Below are 13,572 nucleotides of genomic sequence, written 5' to 3' on the forward strand. Positions count from 1 at the left end.
TGGAAGTGCAGCAATGCATGGAGCTGACCAATACTAATCGGTCGAGGGCTTATCCAATCTTTAAATCGCAGATTCGTTTCGGATTCAGTTTTCAGGAATCAAGTTCCTGAAAAACCTTGAATGTTTTTGAAGGTTGGTTATTTTCCTGAAGGATTTCAGGGAGTGATGCGACCGGAAAAAACCTGTTTGGTGGCGATAGCGGAAGGGTTCCACGCGTACCCATCCCGAACACGACCGTTAAGCCTTCCAGCGCCGATGGTACTTGGACCGAAGGGTCCTGGGAGAGTAGGACGCCGCCAAGCGGATAATATTCCCTGATAGCTCAGTTGGTAGAGCACTCGACTGTTAATCGAGTTGTCACAGGTTCGAGTCCTGTTCGGGGAGCCATGCTCTCATAGCTCAGCAGGTAGAGTGCTTCCATGGTAAGGAAGAGGTCACCGGTTCGAATCCGGTTGAGAGCTCCACAAATTTTTTGAGGCCCGTTGGTCAAGGGGTTAAGACACCTCCCTTTCACGGAGGTAACAGGGGTTCGAATCCCCTACGGGTCACCATTTATTTAATGCTTTTGGTTATACATACGGAGGCTTAGCTCAGCTGGGAGAGCATCTGCCTTACAAGCAGAGGGTCGGGGGTTCGATCCCCTCAGCCTCCACCATAATCACTATTGAATGCTTATGGTAGATATGTTACATTATAGGGGATTCGCCAAGTGGTAAGGCAACGGACTCTGACTCCGTCATCATAGGTTCGAATCCTATATCCCCTGCCAATTGCGAGCCATTAGCTCAGTTGGTAGAGCACCTGACTTTTAATCAGGGTGTCGAAGGTTCGAGTCCTTCATGGCTCACTTTGATTAAAAAGTACTCTGCGCGTGTGGCGGAATGGCAGACGCACCAGACTTAGGATCTGGCGTCGTAAGACGTGGGGGTTCAAGTCCCTTCACGCGCACCACTTAATATGCGGACGTGGCTCAGCGGTAGAGCATCGCCTTGCCAAGGCGAGGGTCGCGGGTTCGATTCCCGTCGTCCGCTCCATATTTTGCGCCCTTAGCTCAGCTGGATAGAGCGTTTGACTACGAATCAAAAGGTCAGGAGTTCGAATCTCTTAGGGCGCGCCATTTTTCGGGATGTAGCTCAGCTTGGTAGAGCACCTGGTTTGGGACCAGGGGGTCGCATGTTCAAATCGTGTCATCCCGATTTTCATCTTTGCGGGTGTAGTTCAATGGTAGAACTTTAGCCTTCCAAGCTAATAGCGTGGGTTCGATTCCCATCACCCGCTCCATAATTTTATATTGTTTCGGGATGTAGCTCAGCTTGGTAGAGCACCTGGTTTGGGACCAGGGGGTCGCATGTTCAAATCGTGTCATCCCGATACTACAGCATAGGCTGACAGAAACTCCTACTTTAGGTAGGGGTTTTTTGTTATGTTCAATTGTCCTTCAATTAAGAAACTACTAGGATGGAACATATGTTCTTTTAGTCCTCTAAAAAAAAGCGAACCTCGGGCGGAATTCCGATTCGCAAATAATAGCTTTTTACAGCTTCGTCATGATCCGGCAGGGTACCTGATGAAAGCAGCTTAACAGCAAAAAGATTGGCCTGACGTTCAAGCTTGCCCGGGCTGAAAAAGGAATGCTCCTCCAGGAAAAAACGGTTAATGCCCTTATGAAGACGGTCATGCCCCAGCTCATGCGCACAAACAAACCGCTGCCACTCGGCAGGAAGCCCATTATGAATGACGATAAATCTTCTTCTCAGCTTACGGTAATATAAACCCTTTGTACCCGTTCCCAGATCCATGAACCGGATATGAATACCCAGTGCCCGGGCCAGCTCGAACGGATTGTTGGTCTTATATTTTGTAATCAGATTATTAATTAGTTCATCCATATTGTTCACCCGCAGCATGTAAAAGTAAGTTATAGCCCTGATTAGTTGTTCATACCCGATTGATCAGGAGTATCCGGATAATGTTCGGGTTTCTTTCGTTTGTTCATCTGCTTTGCCTCCCAGAACAGGCCGGTCAGCACATCCTTAATCCGCTGTTTGTCTTCCTTGTTGAGCGGAATCCCGTCAAACATCAGCTCCCCGTCATCCTCCAGCATTTTGCGGAAATCCCGTTTATCCTTGCTTGTTGCCCAATCGGGAACCGGATTGTCATTGCCGCTGGTACCTTGCTCCGGCAGATAGCCTGCCTGGCCCATTAACTGATCATAGGATGCTCCTGTTGCATCTGCAATCTTGCGAAGTGTGGCCGGCTTGGGGACACCACGTAGTCCATTCTCAATGCGTGAAATTTGCGAGCCGCTTATGCCGGCCAAGGAAGCCAGCTGATTAATACTTAATCCCTTCGCTTCACGGATTTGCTTCAGATATCCTCCGAATGTATCAGTCATCGTAAACCACTCCTTATCACCTAAGTACACAAGCCTGTTGCTAATAATATAAACTATCGTTGCCAAAAGGTAAACAACAAAGTCTATTATATTGCCAAAAAGCAAGAAAGAGAGAGTATAACTCCTTTAATTGCCCGAATATGAACGAAAACGGGATTTTACGTTGGAATCCGAAGATGGTATATTATAGGAAAATACGAACAGAATACGAACAAGAAGAATTTTAGCATACTTTCCGGAAAATTGCTGCCGCTAACTGAAAAATCATTTATCCCCCAAAGGAGTGCATACAACTATGAACCTTTCTACCCTGCCTGAATTGGACCGCCGCCGGACACAGATCACTATAGAAAATATGCTGGAGAAGTACCGGATTTTTAAAACGGTGACTTTTGAAGCGAAGGAAGCAGGAATTACTTATTCATACACAGAGAGATTCCATGGCGCGACCAATAAGATTACTGACCAGACCGCAGCGATTGCGGCACACAACGTTGATGTGCCAGCTGCCCGAAGAGCCTACTGTGCTGCATTGGATAGTGTAGTGGACAGGTTAGCGCCCAGGGAGCAGCAGCTTGTACGTGAGCGTTATATGAGAAGAGATGAGGTGTACGATTACACTATATATAACCATGTGTTTGATCCGCCGGTCAGTAAGGACACTTACGTGAAGATACGGTCCAAAGCGTTCTATAAGATGGCACTTGCATTAGCTGATCTTGAGCTGCTCTCATTGGGCTCAGTGCTTAAGTCCGGTGCAGCCGTTAACAGTGGACCCGCCGAGAATGCAGAGCTGACCTTCCGGTAAGCCTACAGTATATGTATAGATTGCACCGTCTCTAGAGGCGGTGCTTTTTTTTTGTGCAGTCGGATCCCCGGCTTAAGATAAAAGCTGAGGATATTGCCGCCCGCTTTAAATCTCCCTGGAACCTCCCCGCGGCAGCCCAAAGCTATCCTGAAATCAGGTGGAATACCGGCTTCATGCTGAAATAATGGGAGTATGATTATAACATGGCAAATGAAGCAAAAAGACACCGCAGGAGCATGAATGCTCCGCTACAAGCCTTGCCGGTTAGCGGCTTAAGGGAAACTGAAGCGGTGAAATCTCTTTGATCAGAGGCCACATCTTGCAGCGGATATTATCCATTACCGGATAATATCCGTTTTTATTTCAGCAGACAGGAGGAATGAGCACACCGGCAATGCTTAACAGAAAAGGGTGACGAAAATGAAAATGGTACAACGGCTGCGCGAGCATATTACGGCGGCGCTGAAGTCCGCTTATCCGGAGCTGCCTCTGGATGTGGACGGGGAGAAGCCGCAGTCGGCCTACTTCAGGCTGGAGCTGATCTCGGCTGTCTACGACAGGCAGCGGGAAGGCAGATATATGGCAGTCTACAAGTTTGGCATCCGCTATGAACAAGGAGGTCTGCTGGACTCTGAGGAGCTGGCTGACGGTCTCTGTGAAGCGCTGGCTGTTCAGAGCCATGCTGACCCTGCCTTTCGTGTAATAAGGCAAGCCTGGGAAGCGGGAAAAGACAGCATCGGGCCAGTGTTCACAGTCGACTATATGCTCTATTTGCAGAAACAGGAGCAGGGGCAGGGACAGACAGAGGCGGTGCTTATGGGCCAGCTATCGGAAGGGGCGTACGTGAAATGAGTACGATTGAAGCGGAACCGGGCAGGTTCAGCAAAAAGCAGATTATGAGCTCAGCACTATTTTCAACGCAAGAAAAGGATGTGCTGGATATAGTACTGCAGGATGGTAATGGATACACGCTGGATGAGGCAAAGGAAGGTATTAAGCTTTTTTTAACTAAGGAGGTTATTTAATGGCTGGCGGAACATGGACAACACAAAATAAGGTACGGCCCGGGGTTTACGTGAATGTAGCCTCAAATAGAAGTATTACAGGTAAAATGGGAAACCGTGGTATTACTGCACTGGCGCTTTCGCTGCCTTGGGGGCAATCCGGAGCTATTGTAAAGCTCACTCCGCAGGATGATTTCAGCCGGCTGCTGGGCTATGACCTGACAGACACTGTACTGATTCCGGTAAGGGAAGCATTAAAGCGTGCCGGTACACTGCTGCTCTACCGCCTGAATGAAGGGGTTAAGGCAGGAGTGAGCAGTAACGGGCTGCAGGCAACAGCTAAGTTCGGCGGGGAGCGCGGAAATGATCTGACAGTGGTCATTGAGAAGAACATTGAAGATAATGCGCTTTTTGATGTAAAGACACTGCTTGGCAGGACCGAAGTGGATAAGCAGACAGTGGCTGGTGCAGCTGAACTAAAAGAAAATGAGTATTTGCTGTTTAAGGCCAACGGTCCGGAGGCGCTGACCCTGTCAGCCGGAATGCCTCTGACTGGCGGTGAGAATGGTACAGTAAATGGAGCACAGCACAGTGATTTTCTGGCTGCGCTTGAGGTTCAGGATTTCCAGACCGTCGGGCTGCTGTCACAGGATAATACACTGAAGGCCCTCTATACCTCTTATGTAAAACGTCTGCGGGATACAGAAGGTAAGAAGGTACAGGCTGTCCTGTCTGATTATGCTGCGGCTGATCATGAAGGCATTATCAGTGTGGCCAATGGTGTCGTGCTGGCCGACGGTACAGTGATTGATAAAACCACAGCGGTAGCCTGGGTGGCCGGTGCTGCGGCTGGTGCTGCTGTTAATGAGTCGCTAACCTACCAATCCTACGATGATGCGGTTGATGCCGATGTCCGGCTCAGCCATTCAGAAACGGTAGCGGCGCTGACAGAAGGTCAACTGCTCTTTACGTACAGCAGCGGCCGTGCGGTGGTCGAGCAGGATATCAACAGCTTCACCTCTTTTTCACCGGATAAGGGGAGAAATTTCTCCAAAAACCGTGTTGTGCGCGTGCTTGACGGGATTGCCGGTGACTTGAAGCGTATTTTTGAACAAAACTTTATTGGCAAGGTTGCCAACAATGAGGATGGCCGGGCATTGTTCTGGGCCCAGTGCGTCACCTATATGAATGATCTGCAGGCGCTGGGGGCTATCGACAGCTTCAATTCGCAGAGCGATATTGTGGTATCTGCGGGTGCGGACAGTGACAGTGTTGTTCTGGAGGTCGCAATGAAACCGGTGGATTCCGTGGAAAAAGTATATATGAAAGTGAAGGTGGTTTAAGATGGCGTTTCTAAAAGCTAGTGATACCCTCTCCGGCCAGGAAGGCCGCGCATATGCCAAGATCGGCTCCCAAGTGGAGGAAATGTTCTATGTGAAGACGCTCGAGGCGACAGTGGAAAAGCAGAAGGCTGAAGTGAAGACACTGGGCCGCCGCGGGGTGCAGCATAAAGCGACCGGATGGTCGGGAAGCGGGACCATGACGATTTTTTATATGACCAGCCGTTTCCGGCAGATGATGCTGGAATATATGAAAACAGGCGTCGACCAGTATTTCGATATTGAAGTCACCAATGAGGATCCGTCGTCCAGTGTAGGAGCCCAGCGGATTATTCTGAAGGGTGTCAATCTGGACAGCGTGATTATGGCCTCCCTGGATACCGAATCAGATGCGCTCGAGGAAGAGGTCAGCTTCACCTTTGAGGATGTAGAGCTGGCACAGTCCTTTAGCGCTCCGGCGGGCTCCAGCCTGTAAGAGAAGGACAGCTTTAATCAGACGTGAGCACGAACAGGCCCGGACGCAAGAGCAGGCGGCGGGTCTTTGCTTCGTCTGCACATTTATATTAGGAGGAAAGACAATGAGCGAATTGAGTATGTTTTTTGCGCAAAATGCAGCTTGTGATACAACAGAGGAGTTTGTGGTGTCCCAGCGTTTTAAGGATAAAGAAGGGACAGCGGTAGCCTGGAAGCTGCGCAGTATGACCGAGGATGAGAACCAGGATTGCCGTAAAGCCGCCACCCGTAAGGTGAAGGGGAAAAACGGCGCCTACACCTCTGAAATCGACCCTAACGATTACATGGCAAAGCTTATGACAGCTAGTGTCGTGCATCCTGATCTGAAAAATGCCGAGCTCCAGCGCTCATACGGGGTGATGGGCGCGGAGGCGCTGCTGCGGAAGATGCTGCTGCCCGGTGAATTTGCTGCGCTCGGTGAACGGGTGCAGGCGCTGAACGGCTTTGGTACAGATATGAACGAGCTGGTGGACGAAGTAAAAAACTGATTAACGGGGGCGACAGTGAGGCCAATCTGGCCTACTACGCTCTCCATGAGCTTCATATTTTGCCGCATGAGCTGATGAGGCTGTCTGCGCGTGAGCGGGCGGCCGTGTATGCGATGATTGCTGTACGGGTAGATAAGGAAAAACGTGAGCGCGCGCGCAGTAAGGGCAAGAAGCGATGAAGGGGGTGAAAGAATGGAGAATTCAAACGGGTCAATGAATAATGCGCTGGTTCCGGTAACCGCACTGACAGTCTGGCAAAATGTGAATGCCCAGTGGGAGCGGCTTAATCAAAACTTTAACCGCGCATCTTATTCGCTTAATGATCTGCAGATCATCCTGCAGCGGATCTATGAGGAGAAAAATAAATCCTTTATGGAAGGCTTCATACAGGCGCAGGAGGCGGCTTCCCGGCTCAATAACGAAGCAGAGCGGGCTAACTCTACGGATAGTGCAGATCAGACGGATAATGCCGGTCCGGCAAATGAGAAAACCGGATTTATGGGAAAAATCCAAAAAATGATGAAGGCACTGGATGTAAGCGGCTTTGAGCTGATTACCTATGTCGGTGAGAAAGCCGTAAGCTACATGATGAACAGACAGGATAAGGCAGCCGCCGGGGCAGCAGGAGCAGGAACCCCAAATGATGCTGGACCTGAACCTGTGGCTGATGCAGCCGGAGAATCAGCCAAGCAGGATAAGCCGGGCTTTCTGTCCAAGGCAAAGGATTCACTTGCGGCTATAGATCTTAGCGGTATTTTCGATAAGGTGAAGTCGCTCGGTGTTAAGGCTATTACTGCAAACGCATCTGAGGAAGATACGAAAAAGTGGGATCTCTTGCAAAGAAATATGGATGGGGCCGTAAAATCAATGGGAGAAAAAGCTATCGTTGCGCTCCGTCCTGTGCTGGATACGCTGAATAAGTTCTTTCAGTCTGAGCAGATGGTCTCAATGCTAACTATGGTAGCCAACGGGTTTCTAGTGATTGCTACGGTCATCGGGGCAGTGGTGGACTGGATCTTTTATATGATTGATGCCATACAGCAGAACTGGGATGTCGTTGCCCCGATTCTGGCTGCGATTGCTTTCGTGCTGCTGGCTGCCATGATTATTCAGGTATATGCGCTTGCCGCTGCCTGGCTGGTGGCTAACTGGCCTATTCTACTTATTGTTGCGGCTATTGGCTTACTTATCTACTGTCTACAGCAATCAGGTGTTTCTGTAGGCCAGGTGGTGGAATTTATTGCAGGGGCTTTCGGCTGGCTTAAGGCTTTTATCGAAAATATCGTAATCGCGCTCTACAACACCTTTATTGCCTTTGCCGATTTTTTCCGGAACCTGTTCATTGATCCCAAGTTTGCTGTAAGTAAGCTGTTCTATGATTTGGCGATGAATTTCCTCGGCTTTATTTATCAGATGGCGTTCGGGGCCGAGAATTTTGCAGGCGGCTTTGTGGGAGCAATGGTGGATGCTATCAACCTGGTTTTGAAGAAGGTTAAAGGGATGGCGGACAGTCTCAGCAAGCTGCCGGGCTTCAGTTTTTTGGCGGACTTTAAGCCTAATTACCTGGACCCGGAGAATAAGCATGTATTCAGTGACATAATTCTGAAAGCCAAAGATATGATCCCCAAGCCTACCTCAGACAAAGCGGTATACGACTCGGAGAAGAAGGATTATGTGGATTATGATAAGGCTGTTAAGGATGCCAGTCAAATGGGCAAGGATCTGGTGAGCAAGTTCGACACGAAGGTGAAATTTGCCCCGTCCGATGCTTCGAAATCAGCTGCCGGAGGCTCAGGTCTGCCAAGCACTGTCAACCGGGTCAATGAAGTGGGTTCGGTGAACGAGACCGTAGACATCTCCAGCGATGATCTGAAAATGCTGCGCGAGCTGGCGGAGCTTCAGGCGATTCAGAATTTTGTGGAGCTGACACCGACGGTACAGGTTACTACCGGTAACATCAATAATGCCGGAGACATCGACTCCATCATTACCAAGATCGGGCAGGTGCTGCAGGAGGAATTCGTCTCAACCGCCCAGGGGGTGTATACGTAACGTGGAGGAATACGGTTTTTTCTTAAGCTTCAATAATTATGAAGAGGTCATCCGGCTGCCGGTTAATCCGGAGATGCTGGAAATCAAAGAGTCGGGAGACGGCAAAAGCTATTCGATTATCGAGCTGGGCGAAATTAATGCAATTGCTTATCCGAAGCTGACGGAGCTTACGATAGAAAGCATGTTTCCGGCGCAGTGGTATCCGTTTGTCGTCTATCCGGCCAGTAAGGTTCAGGAAAAAGAAAGCCGGCTGCTTAAACCCTACGAATATGTGGCGATGATCAAACGGTGGATGGTCAGCCGCAGGCCTATACGGTTTGTTTTTACCGGGCTAAAACAGCTGGATAGTAGTGGAACGGGGCAGACTGGGACGATGGCAGACTGGCTTAAGGAGGCTGCAGACCGGGCTGCCCAGACCTTCACAGGCGATATGGGCATCAACATGCCGGTCAGCATCGAAAGCTTCACCTGGAAGCTGAGTGCCGGGAATTCCGGGGATATCGAATACACGCTGGCACTCAAAAAATATGTCTTCTATCAGGCGCTCGCAGTAAAGGCTGCCGGAAATGTGGTAAAGAAACAGCAGCAGCGGGCCAGTGAAAAGGCAGCGGCAGCCACCTATACGATTCAAGCCGGAGACTCGCTCTGGAGTATTGCCCAGAAAAAGCTTGGCAGCGGAAGCAAATATAAAGCCCTCCAGAAGCTTAACGGCATTTCCGACAGTGAGCTTAAGAAGCTGCAAACCGGCAGAGTCATCAAGCTGGCATAGGGGGAGGAAGCATGAAGCTGCTGGTGAAAAATAAAGACGGTCTGCTCTGGGATATTTCCGCTATAGCGGCCGACATCACCTGGAAGACCTCGCGTTCGGGCAAACCTGCGACACTTGAGATAACGCTTGTGGACAGCGGGATATATCAGCATCCCAGGTTCAGCATCGGGAACGGGGATATTGTACAGTTCAGCAAGGATGGCAGGGATATTTTTTACGGATTTGTGTTTACGATAGCGACCGGTGCAGACCGCGAGATCAAATTGACGGCGTACGACCAGATCCGCTATCTGCTGGGCAACGGAAGCTACGTGCTGCAGAATGTGACTGCAAATGAGGTGATCGCAAAAATAGCGCAGGATTACGGTTTGCAGACCGGTGTGCTTGATGAGGCGCAGTACAGGATACCGTCGCTTATAGAGGATAATAAAAAACTGCTCGATATCATTATGGGAGCCGTGGGCAGTGAGCTGCAGAACAGCGGACAGCTGCTGGCTTTTTATGATGATTTCGGGAAGCTGACACTGCGAAATATGCAGAGTATGCTGCTTAATGTCGTTTTGGGAGCAGGCCGCTACCTCTATGACTACTCGCTGAAGCGGAGCATCGATGAGGACACGTACAATTCTATTTTTTTGTATAGGGATAATGAGGGGACAGGCAAACGTGAATTCTATCCGGTTACGGACAAGGAGAATGTAGCACGCTGGGGGATATTGCAGCTGTATCAGAAGGCCGACGACAAGGCGGCTGTGGCGCAAATCCGGGAGAAGGCGGACAATCTGCTTAAGCTGCATAACCGGGAAAAGCTAAGTCTGACTGTTCAGGCAATCGGGGATATGCGCGTAAGAGCCGGAAACTTCATTTATGTGCTGCTGGATGAATTCGAGACTCAGCAGTTTCTCGTGGATGAATGCAGCCATAAAATTTCAGGCGGAGAACACACAATGTCCCTCACGATAAAGGTGGTGTAGGAACAGATGCTGGATATTATTAAAAAAGCGAGCCTCGGAGCCGTATCCAATACGAATCCGGTGGCTTTTTCTTATGGGCAGGTGACGGGGGCGGAGCCATTGCAGATTCAGGTGGATCAGCGGTTTGTGCTGTCAGGCGCCGCTCTGGTGCTGCCGGAAGCTGTTACAGAGTGCCGGATTGAGCTGGACGGAAGGCAGCTTCTGATCCGGCGGGGGCTTGAACCGGGTGACCGTGTGCTGCTCCTGCGGATGCAGGGCGGACAGAGCTATGTTGTGCTGGATCGGCTGGTGAACCTATGATTCCGGCTGTCGGCAGGTCAGGGCCGATCAAGGGGCTGCTTGAAGAGGAGGCACCGGGACAGAGTGTGATGAGCCCCAGTCTTACCTACCGGATGGACTGGGGCATGAAGCGGATTACCGGCACTGTTGATGCCTTGGAAGCCGTCAGACAGGCTGCCATCAAGGTGCTGCGGACGGAACGCTATGAGTTTCTGATCTACAGTGCGGATTACGGGACAGAGTGGAATCTGCTGCTCGGTAAGGACAGGCTGCTGGTCCGGGCGGAGCTGCAGCGGATTGTCAGTGAAGCACTGCTGCAGGATGAACGGATCCGCGGTCTGGAGCAGGCAGAGATTATTTTTAACGGGGATCAGGTGAGCTTCAATTGCACTGTAGTCACGTATTACGGCAATTTTGAGCTCAGAAAGGAGCTGATAGACAGTGTATGAGGATCAGACATATGAAGTACTGCTTGAACGTATGCTGGACAGGGTCCCGGAAGGGCTGGACAAGCGGGAAGGCAGCATTATTTATGATGCGCTTGCCCCGGCAGCAGCAGAAATGGCGCAGATGTATATTGAGCTGGATGTGAACATTAATCTGCACTTTGCGGACACTGCAGCCGGTGAGTATTTGGAGCGCAGCATTTCCTGGACTGGCATCAAAAGGGAGCCGGCGACGAAAGCCCAGCTTCGCGGGTTGTTCTACAATAGTGACGACGAATTAATGGATATTCCTCTGGGCACCAGGTTCTCTCTCGGGCTCTATAATTACACGGCGGCTGAAAGGCTCTCCCCGGGAGCGTTCCGGCTGGAAAGTGAGACCGCCGGAGCAGCCGGCAATCAGTATTCCGGCAGCTTGCTGCCGGTCGGCTTTATTCCTGAGCTTGCGCGCGGGATGATCGATTCGCTGCTTATTCCGGGTGAGGATGCTGAAGCTGATGAGACACTGCGCCGGCGGTATTTCGAATCTGCGAGACGACCGTCAACCAGCGGCAACAAATATCATTACATGGAATGGGCATCACAGATTGAAGGCGTAGGCGGCGCACGGGTCTTCCCGCTGTGGAACGGACCCAAAACGGTCAAGGTAATCATTGTCGATGCTGAGAAGAAGCCGGCCTCAGCTGTGCTGGTATCCCTGGTACAACAGCATATTGATCCTGCTCCGGGTCTAGGGGAAGGACAGGCTCCTGTAGGTGCGGTGGTGACAGTTGCCTCAGCCGCCGGTAAAACCATCACAGTCAGTGCAGCGGTTACCTTGGCTTCAGGCTATACGCTGCAGGCGGTGATCAATGCTTTTCAGGTCATGCTGGAGAGATACCGTATGGAAAAGGCCTTTGAAGCCTCGTATATCAGCCAGTCTGTCATCGGCGCTTTGCTGCTGGATACTGAGGGTGTAGTGGACTACAGCGGACTGAAGCTGAACGGCGGAACCGGCAATATTACGCTGGCAGAGAACGAAGTTCCCTTGTTCGCTAATGCTGTGCTGGAGGTGTAGCGGATGGGGTACCCGGAGCAGATCGATGTGTTCAAAGAAAAGCTTAATAAAAAAGCCAGTGGCGGCAGCTATGTCGTCGAAGAAAAGCTCATGCTCACAAGTGGGGTTTACAGCGGCCAGCTTACCCACGACAACATTAATAACCAGAGCATAACGGTATATACCGGATCACGCTTCAGCGGGACTGAGCTTCGAAATTTTTCGGTTTCTTTTCCGGATGAAGCGCCCTGGCGGCGGATCATTAAGATTTTTGCAGAGGTTCCAGAGGTATATGTGACCTATGAAACCCCGGGCGACACCGTGGAGGCGGATGATATCAACGTGCTGCAAACGGGGCTGACCGCCGCCCAGCGCGAGATTGAACGATATAAAAGTGCGGGACTGATCGACGGCGGATCTTTTAAAAGAGAGGTGTAACATGGCACAGACGATTCAAGTAAAACGCGGCACAAAAGCGGAGCTATCCACTTATGGCGTGCTGAAGGCCGGTGAAATAGGTTTCTGCACAGACACAAAAGAAGTCTACATCGGTGACGGCACTTCCAATTCGATGGTCGGACGGGCACTATCCGGCCCCGAAGCTTCACGTCCGGCGGCTGCTTCCGTGGGGCGCTTATATTATGTAACGAGCGGGACGAACAGCGGTTATTTGTATTTTGACGACGGGACAGCCTGGCGCAGGATTAATGCCCAGAAGCTGACAGACCTTACGGGAACGGCGGATGATATTGCCGATGGTACAACCTATGCGAAGGTGCTCAAGGCAGATATTACCTCAGGGCATGTCAATAAAGTCTCTGACGGAACGAATGTCAAAACAGCAGCGGAGATTAAGACTCATCTTGATGATGCCACAAAGCATCGTGTGATTAATGATTCAGGTACAGCCATTACAGACCTGTGGTCAGCGCAAAAGATCAGAAACGAGATTGAGCTGGCCAAGCATAATATCGAGCCACAGAGCTCGGTTAAAGATCAGAATCTGACAGCTCCGCCTGCTTCTCCTGCAGAAGGGGACCGATATATTATTCCTGCTGCCGCTACCGGCGCATGGACGGGAAAAGGCAGCCAGATTGCCGAGTACCAATCCGCAGCATGGGTCTACTACCCTCCGGCAGTAGGCTGGACCGCTTATGTGGACGATGAGCAGAAAATCTACAGCTGGAACGGCAGTGCCTGGGTTCGCACCGGCGGCACACTTCAGACCATTACTGCCGGCAGCGGTTTAACCGGCGGAGGACAGGCTGATTCAGTGACCCTAAACATCGGTGCCGGCAACGGCATCACAGTCACTGCCGATGCAATTGCGGTTACCGCAGGCAGAGGGATTACAGTAGATGCAAACGGCGTAGCGGCCAATATTGATGGAAGCAGTATTGTGTATGACACAGCTAACGGCAACAAGCTGATGGTGGCCAGCATAGACGGCGGCACATTCTAGGAGGCGGCA

General features: G+C 50.8%; 16 protein-coding genes, 12 tRNA genes and 1 rRNA gene. 27 read left to right on the forward strand and 2 right to left on the reverse strand.

Going from position 1 to position 13,572, the window contains the following annotated elements; translation table 11 throughout:
- Positions 1-185 precede the first annotated feature (185 nt).
- The 13 genes from rrf to BLR64_RS11900 all read left to right on the forward strand — a co-directional run bounded on the left by rrf (position 186) and on the right by BLR64_RS11900 (position 1,371).
- Positions 186-302 (forward strand): 5S ribosomal RNA (gene rrf, locus BLR64_RS11840).
- A gap of 9 nt (positions 303-311) precedes the next feature.
- A tRNA-Asn gene (locus BLR64_RS11845) sits at positions 312-387 on the forward strand.
- Position 388: 1 nt separating this feature from the next.
- Positions 389-464, forward strand: a tRNA-Thr gene (locus tag BLR64_RS11850).
- A gap of 12 nt (positions 465-476) precedes the next feature.
- Positions 477-551: transfer RNA gene (locus BLR64_RS11855), tRNA-Glu, on the forward strand.
- Positions 552-579: 28 nt separating this feature from the next.
- Positions 580-655: transfer RNA gene (locus tag BLR64_RS11860), tRNA-Val, on the forward strand.
- Between the two features lie 40 nt (positions 656-695).
- Positions 696-769 (forward strand) — tRNA-Gln (locus BLR64_RS11865).
- A 5-nt stretch (positions 770-774) separates the two neighbouring features.
- Positions 775-847, forward strand: a tRNA-Lys gene (locus BLR64_RS11870).
- Positions 848-867: 20 nt separating this feature from the next.
- A tRNA-Leu gene (locus tag BLR64_RS11875) sits at positions 868-951 on the forward strand.
- Positions 952-959: 8 nt separating this feature from the next.
- A tRNA-Gly gene (locus BLR64_RS11880) sits at positions 960-1,034 on the forward strand.
- A 6-nt stretch (positions 1,035-1,040) separates the two neighbouring features.
- Positions 1,041-1,117, forward strand: a tRNA-Arg gene (locus BLR64_RS11885).
- 5 nt (positions 1,118-1,122) lie between these two features.
- Positions 1,123-1,196 (forward strand) — tRNA-Pro (locus BLR64_RS11890).
- A gap of 11 nt (positions 1,197-1,207) precedes the next feature.
- Positions 1,208-1,281, forward strand: a tRNA-Gly gene (locus BLR64_RS11895).
- 16 nt (positions 1,282-1,297) lie between these two features.
- Positions 1,298-1,371: transfer RNA gene (locus tag BLR64_RS11900), tRNA-Pro, on the forward strand.
- 104 nt (positions 1,372-1,475) lie between these two features.
- Here the strand turns inward: BLR64_RS11900 and BLR64_RS11905 are convergent.
- Together BLR64_RS11905 and BLR64_RS11910 are read right to left on the reverse strand one after the other, a co-directional pair.
- Positions 1,476-1,889, reverse strand: a complete 414-nt coding sequence (locus tag BLR64_RS11905) for an ImmA/IrrE family metallo-endopeptidase (protein ID WP_090714378.1) — start codon at positions 1,887-1,889, stop codon at positions 1,476-1,478.
- Between the two features lie 41 nt (positions 1,890-1,930).
- Positions 1,931-2,395 (reverse strand): helix-turn-helix domain-containing protein, encoded by a 465-nt coding sequence (locus tag BLR64_RS11910; RefSeq protein ID WP_090714380.1) that lies wholly within the window; start codon positions 2,393-2,395, stop codon positions 1,931-1,933.
- A gap of 295 nt (positions 2,396-2,690) precedes the next feature.
- Between BLR64_RS11910 and BLR64_RS11915 the strand changes: the two genes are divergently transcribed.
- The 14 genes from BLR64_RS11915 to BLR64_RS11980 all read left to right on the forward strand — a co-directional run bounded on the left by BLR64_RS11915 (position 2,691) and on the right by BLR64_RS11980 (position 13,563).
- Positions 2,691-3,203 (forward strand): ArpU family phage packaging/lysis transcriptional regulator, encoded by a 513-nt coding sequence (locus BLR64_RS11915; protein WP_090714382.1) that lies wholly within the window; start codon positions 2,691-2,693, stop codon positions 3,201-3,203.
- Positions 3,204-3,623: 420 nt separating this feature from the next.
- The gene (locus BLR64_RS11920; protein WP_139171957.1) at positions 3,624-4,055 is read left to right on the forward strand and encodes a phage tail terminator family protein; all 432 of its coding nucleotides are present in this window, start codon (positions 3,624-3,626) and stop codon (positions 4,053-4,055) included.
- Complete coding sequence (locus BLR64_RS30300) at positions 4,052-4,228, forward strand: hypothetical protein (protein WP_167360655.1); 177 nt, start codon at positions 4,052-4,054, stop codon at positions 4,226-4,228. Before BLR64_RS11920 ends, BLR64_RS30300 begins: the two co-directional genes overlap by 4 nt.
- Entirely contained in the window at positions 4,228-5,550 is a 1,323-nt protein-coding gene (locus tag BLR64_RS11925) for a phage tail sheath family protein (protein WP_090714385.1), read from the forward strand. The genes BLR64_RS30300 and BLR64_RS11925 overlap by 1 nt, the downstream gene beginning before the upstream one ends.
- Position 5,551: 1 nt before the next feature.
- Positions 5,552-6,022, forward strand: coding sequence for a phage tail tube protein (locus BLR64_RS11930; RefSeq protein WP_068721306.1), 471 nt, complete (start codon positions 5,552-5,554; stop codon positions 6,020-6,022).
- Between the two features lie 103 nt (positions 6,023-6,125).
- Positions 6,126-6,548 (forward strand): phage tail assembly chaperone, encoded by a 423-nt coding sequence (locus tag BLR64_RS11935; protein WP_039877364.1) that lies wholly within the window; start codon positions 6,126-6,128, stop codon positions 6,546-6,548.
- Between the two features lie 192 nt (positions 6,549-6,740).
- Positions 6,741-8,600: a phage tail tape measure protein gene (locus tag BLR64_RS11945; RefSeq protein WP_090714387.1), complete on the forward strand. Its 1,860-nt coding sequence runs from the start codon at positions 6,741-6,743 to the stop codon at positions 8,598-8,600.
- A 1-nt stretch (position 8,601) separates the two neighbouring features.
- Positions 8,602-9,369: a LysM peptidoglycan-binding domain-containing protein gene (locus tag BLR64_RS11950; protein ID WP_090714388.1), complete on the forward strand. Its 768-nt coding sequence runs from the start codon at positions 8,602-8,604 to the stop codon at positions 9,367-9,369.
- An 11-nt stretch (positions 9,370-9,380) separates the two neighbouring features.
- Positions 9,381-10,343 carry an XkdQ/YqbQ family protein gene (locus tag BLR64_RS11955; protein WP_090714390.1) on the forward strand — a complete coding sequence of 321 codons (963 nt, stop codon included), beginning with the start codon at positions 9,381-9,383 and terminating at the stop codon, positions 10,341-10,343.
- A gap of 6 nt (positions 10,344-10,349) precedes the next feature.
- Entirely contained in the window at positions 10,350-10,643 is a 294-nt protein-coding gene (locus BLR64_RS11960) for a DUF2577 domain-containing protein (protein ID WP_090714392.1), read from the forward strand.
- Positions 10,640-11,071: a DUF2634 domain-containing protein gene (locus BLR64_RS11965; protein ID WP_090714394.1), complete on the forward strand. Its 432-nt coding sequence runs from the start codon at positions 10,640-10,642 to the stop codon at positions 11,069-11,071. Before BLR64_RS11960 ends, BLR64_RS11965 begins: the two co-directional genes overlap by 4 nt.
- Complete coding sequence (locus tag BLR64_RS11970; protein ID WP_090714396.1) at positions 11,064-12,122, forward strand: baseplate J/gp47 family protein; 1,059 nt, start codon at positions 11,064-11,066, stop codon at positions 12,120-12,122. Before BLR64_RS11965 ends, BLR64_RS11970 begins: the two co-directional genes overlap by 8 nt.
- Before the next feature lie 3 nt (positions 12,123-12,125).
- A complete protein-coding gene (locus BLR64_RS11975; RefSeq protein ID WP_090714398.1) occupies positions 12,126-12,539 on the forward strand; it encodes a phosphoglucomutase in 414 nt (137 codons plus the stop codon).
- A 1-nt stretch (position 12,540) separates the two neighbouring features.
- Positions 12,541-13,563 carry a DUF2793 domain-containing protein gene (locus BLR64_RS11980; RefSeq protein WP_090714400.1) on the forward strand — a complete coding sequence of 341 codons (1,023 nt, stop codon included), beginning with the start codon at positions 12,541-12,543 and terminating at the stop codon, positions 13,561-13,563.
- Positions 13,564-13,572: the final 9 nt, after the last annotated feature.

This window comes from Paenibacillus typhae, assembly GCF_900099765.1.
Lineage (GTDB): Bacteria > Bacillota > Bacilli > Paenibacillales > Paenibacillaceae > Paenibacillus_AQ > Paenibacillus_AQ typhae.

What these genes read in the sequence shown, in the direction of transcription:
- BLR64_RS11905 (WP_090714378.1), bottom strand. Translation starts at nt 1,889, where the DNA reads ATGGATGAACTAATTAATAATCTGATTACAAAATATAAGACCAACAAT.
- BLR64_RS11910 (WP_090714380.1), bottom strand. Translation starts at nt 2,395, where the DNA reads ATGACTGATACATTCGGAGGATATCTGAAGCAAATCCGTGAAGCGAAG.
- BLR64_RS11915 (WP_090714382.1), top strand. Translation starts at nt 2,691, where the DNA reads ATGAACCTTTCTACCCTGCCTGAATTGGACCGCCGCCGGACACAGATC.
- BLR64_RS11920 (WP_139171957.1), top strand. Translation starts at nt 3,624, where the DNA reads ATGAAAATGGTACAACGGCTGCGCGAGCATATTACGGCGGCGCTGAAG.
- BLR64_RS30300 (WP_167360655.1), top strand. Translation starts at nt 4,052, where the DNA reads ATGAGTACGATTGAAGCGGAACCGGGCAGGTTCAGCAAAAAGCAGATT.
- BLR64_RS11925 (WP_090714385.1), top strand. Translation starts at nt 4,228, where the DNA reads ATGGCTGGCGGAACATGGACAACACAAAATAAGGTACGGCCCGGGGTT.
- BLR64_RS11930 (WP_068721306.1), top strand. Translation starts at nt 5,552, where the DNA reads ATGGCGTTTCTAAAAGCTAGTGATACCCTCTCCGGCCAGGAAGGCCGC.
- BLR64_RS11935 (WP_039877364.1), top strand. Translation starts at nt 6,126, where the DNA reads ATGAGCGAATTGAGTATGTTTTTTGCGCAAAATGCAGCTTGTGATACA.
- BLR64_RS11945 (WP_090714387.1), top strand. Translation starts at nt 6,741, where the DNA reads ATGGAGAATTCAAACGGGTCAATGAATAATGCGCTGGTTCCGGTAACC.
- BLR64_RS11955 (WP_090714390.1), top strand. Translation starts at nt 9,381, where the DNA reads ATGAAGCTGCTGGTGAAAAATAAAGACGGTCTGCTCTGGGATATTTCC.
- BLR64_RS11960 (WP_090714392.1), top strand. Translation starts at nt 10,350, where the DNA reads ATGCTGGATATTATTAAAAAAGCGAGCCTCGGAGCCGTATCCAATACG.
- BLR64_RS11965 (WP_090714394.1), top strand. Translation starts at nt 10,640, where the DNA reads ATGATTCCGGCTGTCGGCAGGTCAGGGCCGATCAAGGGGCTGCTTGAA.
- BLR64_RS11975 (WP_090714398.1), top strand. Translation starts at nt 12,126, where the DNA reads ATGGGGTACCCGGAGCAGATCGATGTGTTCAAAGAAAAGCTTAATAAA.
- BLR64_RS11980 (WP_090714400.1), top strand. Translation starts at nt 12,541, where the DNA reads ATGGCACAGACGATTCAAGTAAAACGCGGCACAAAAGCGGAGCTATCC.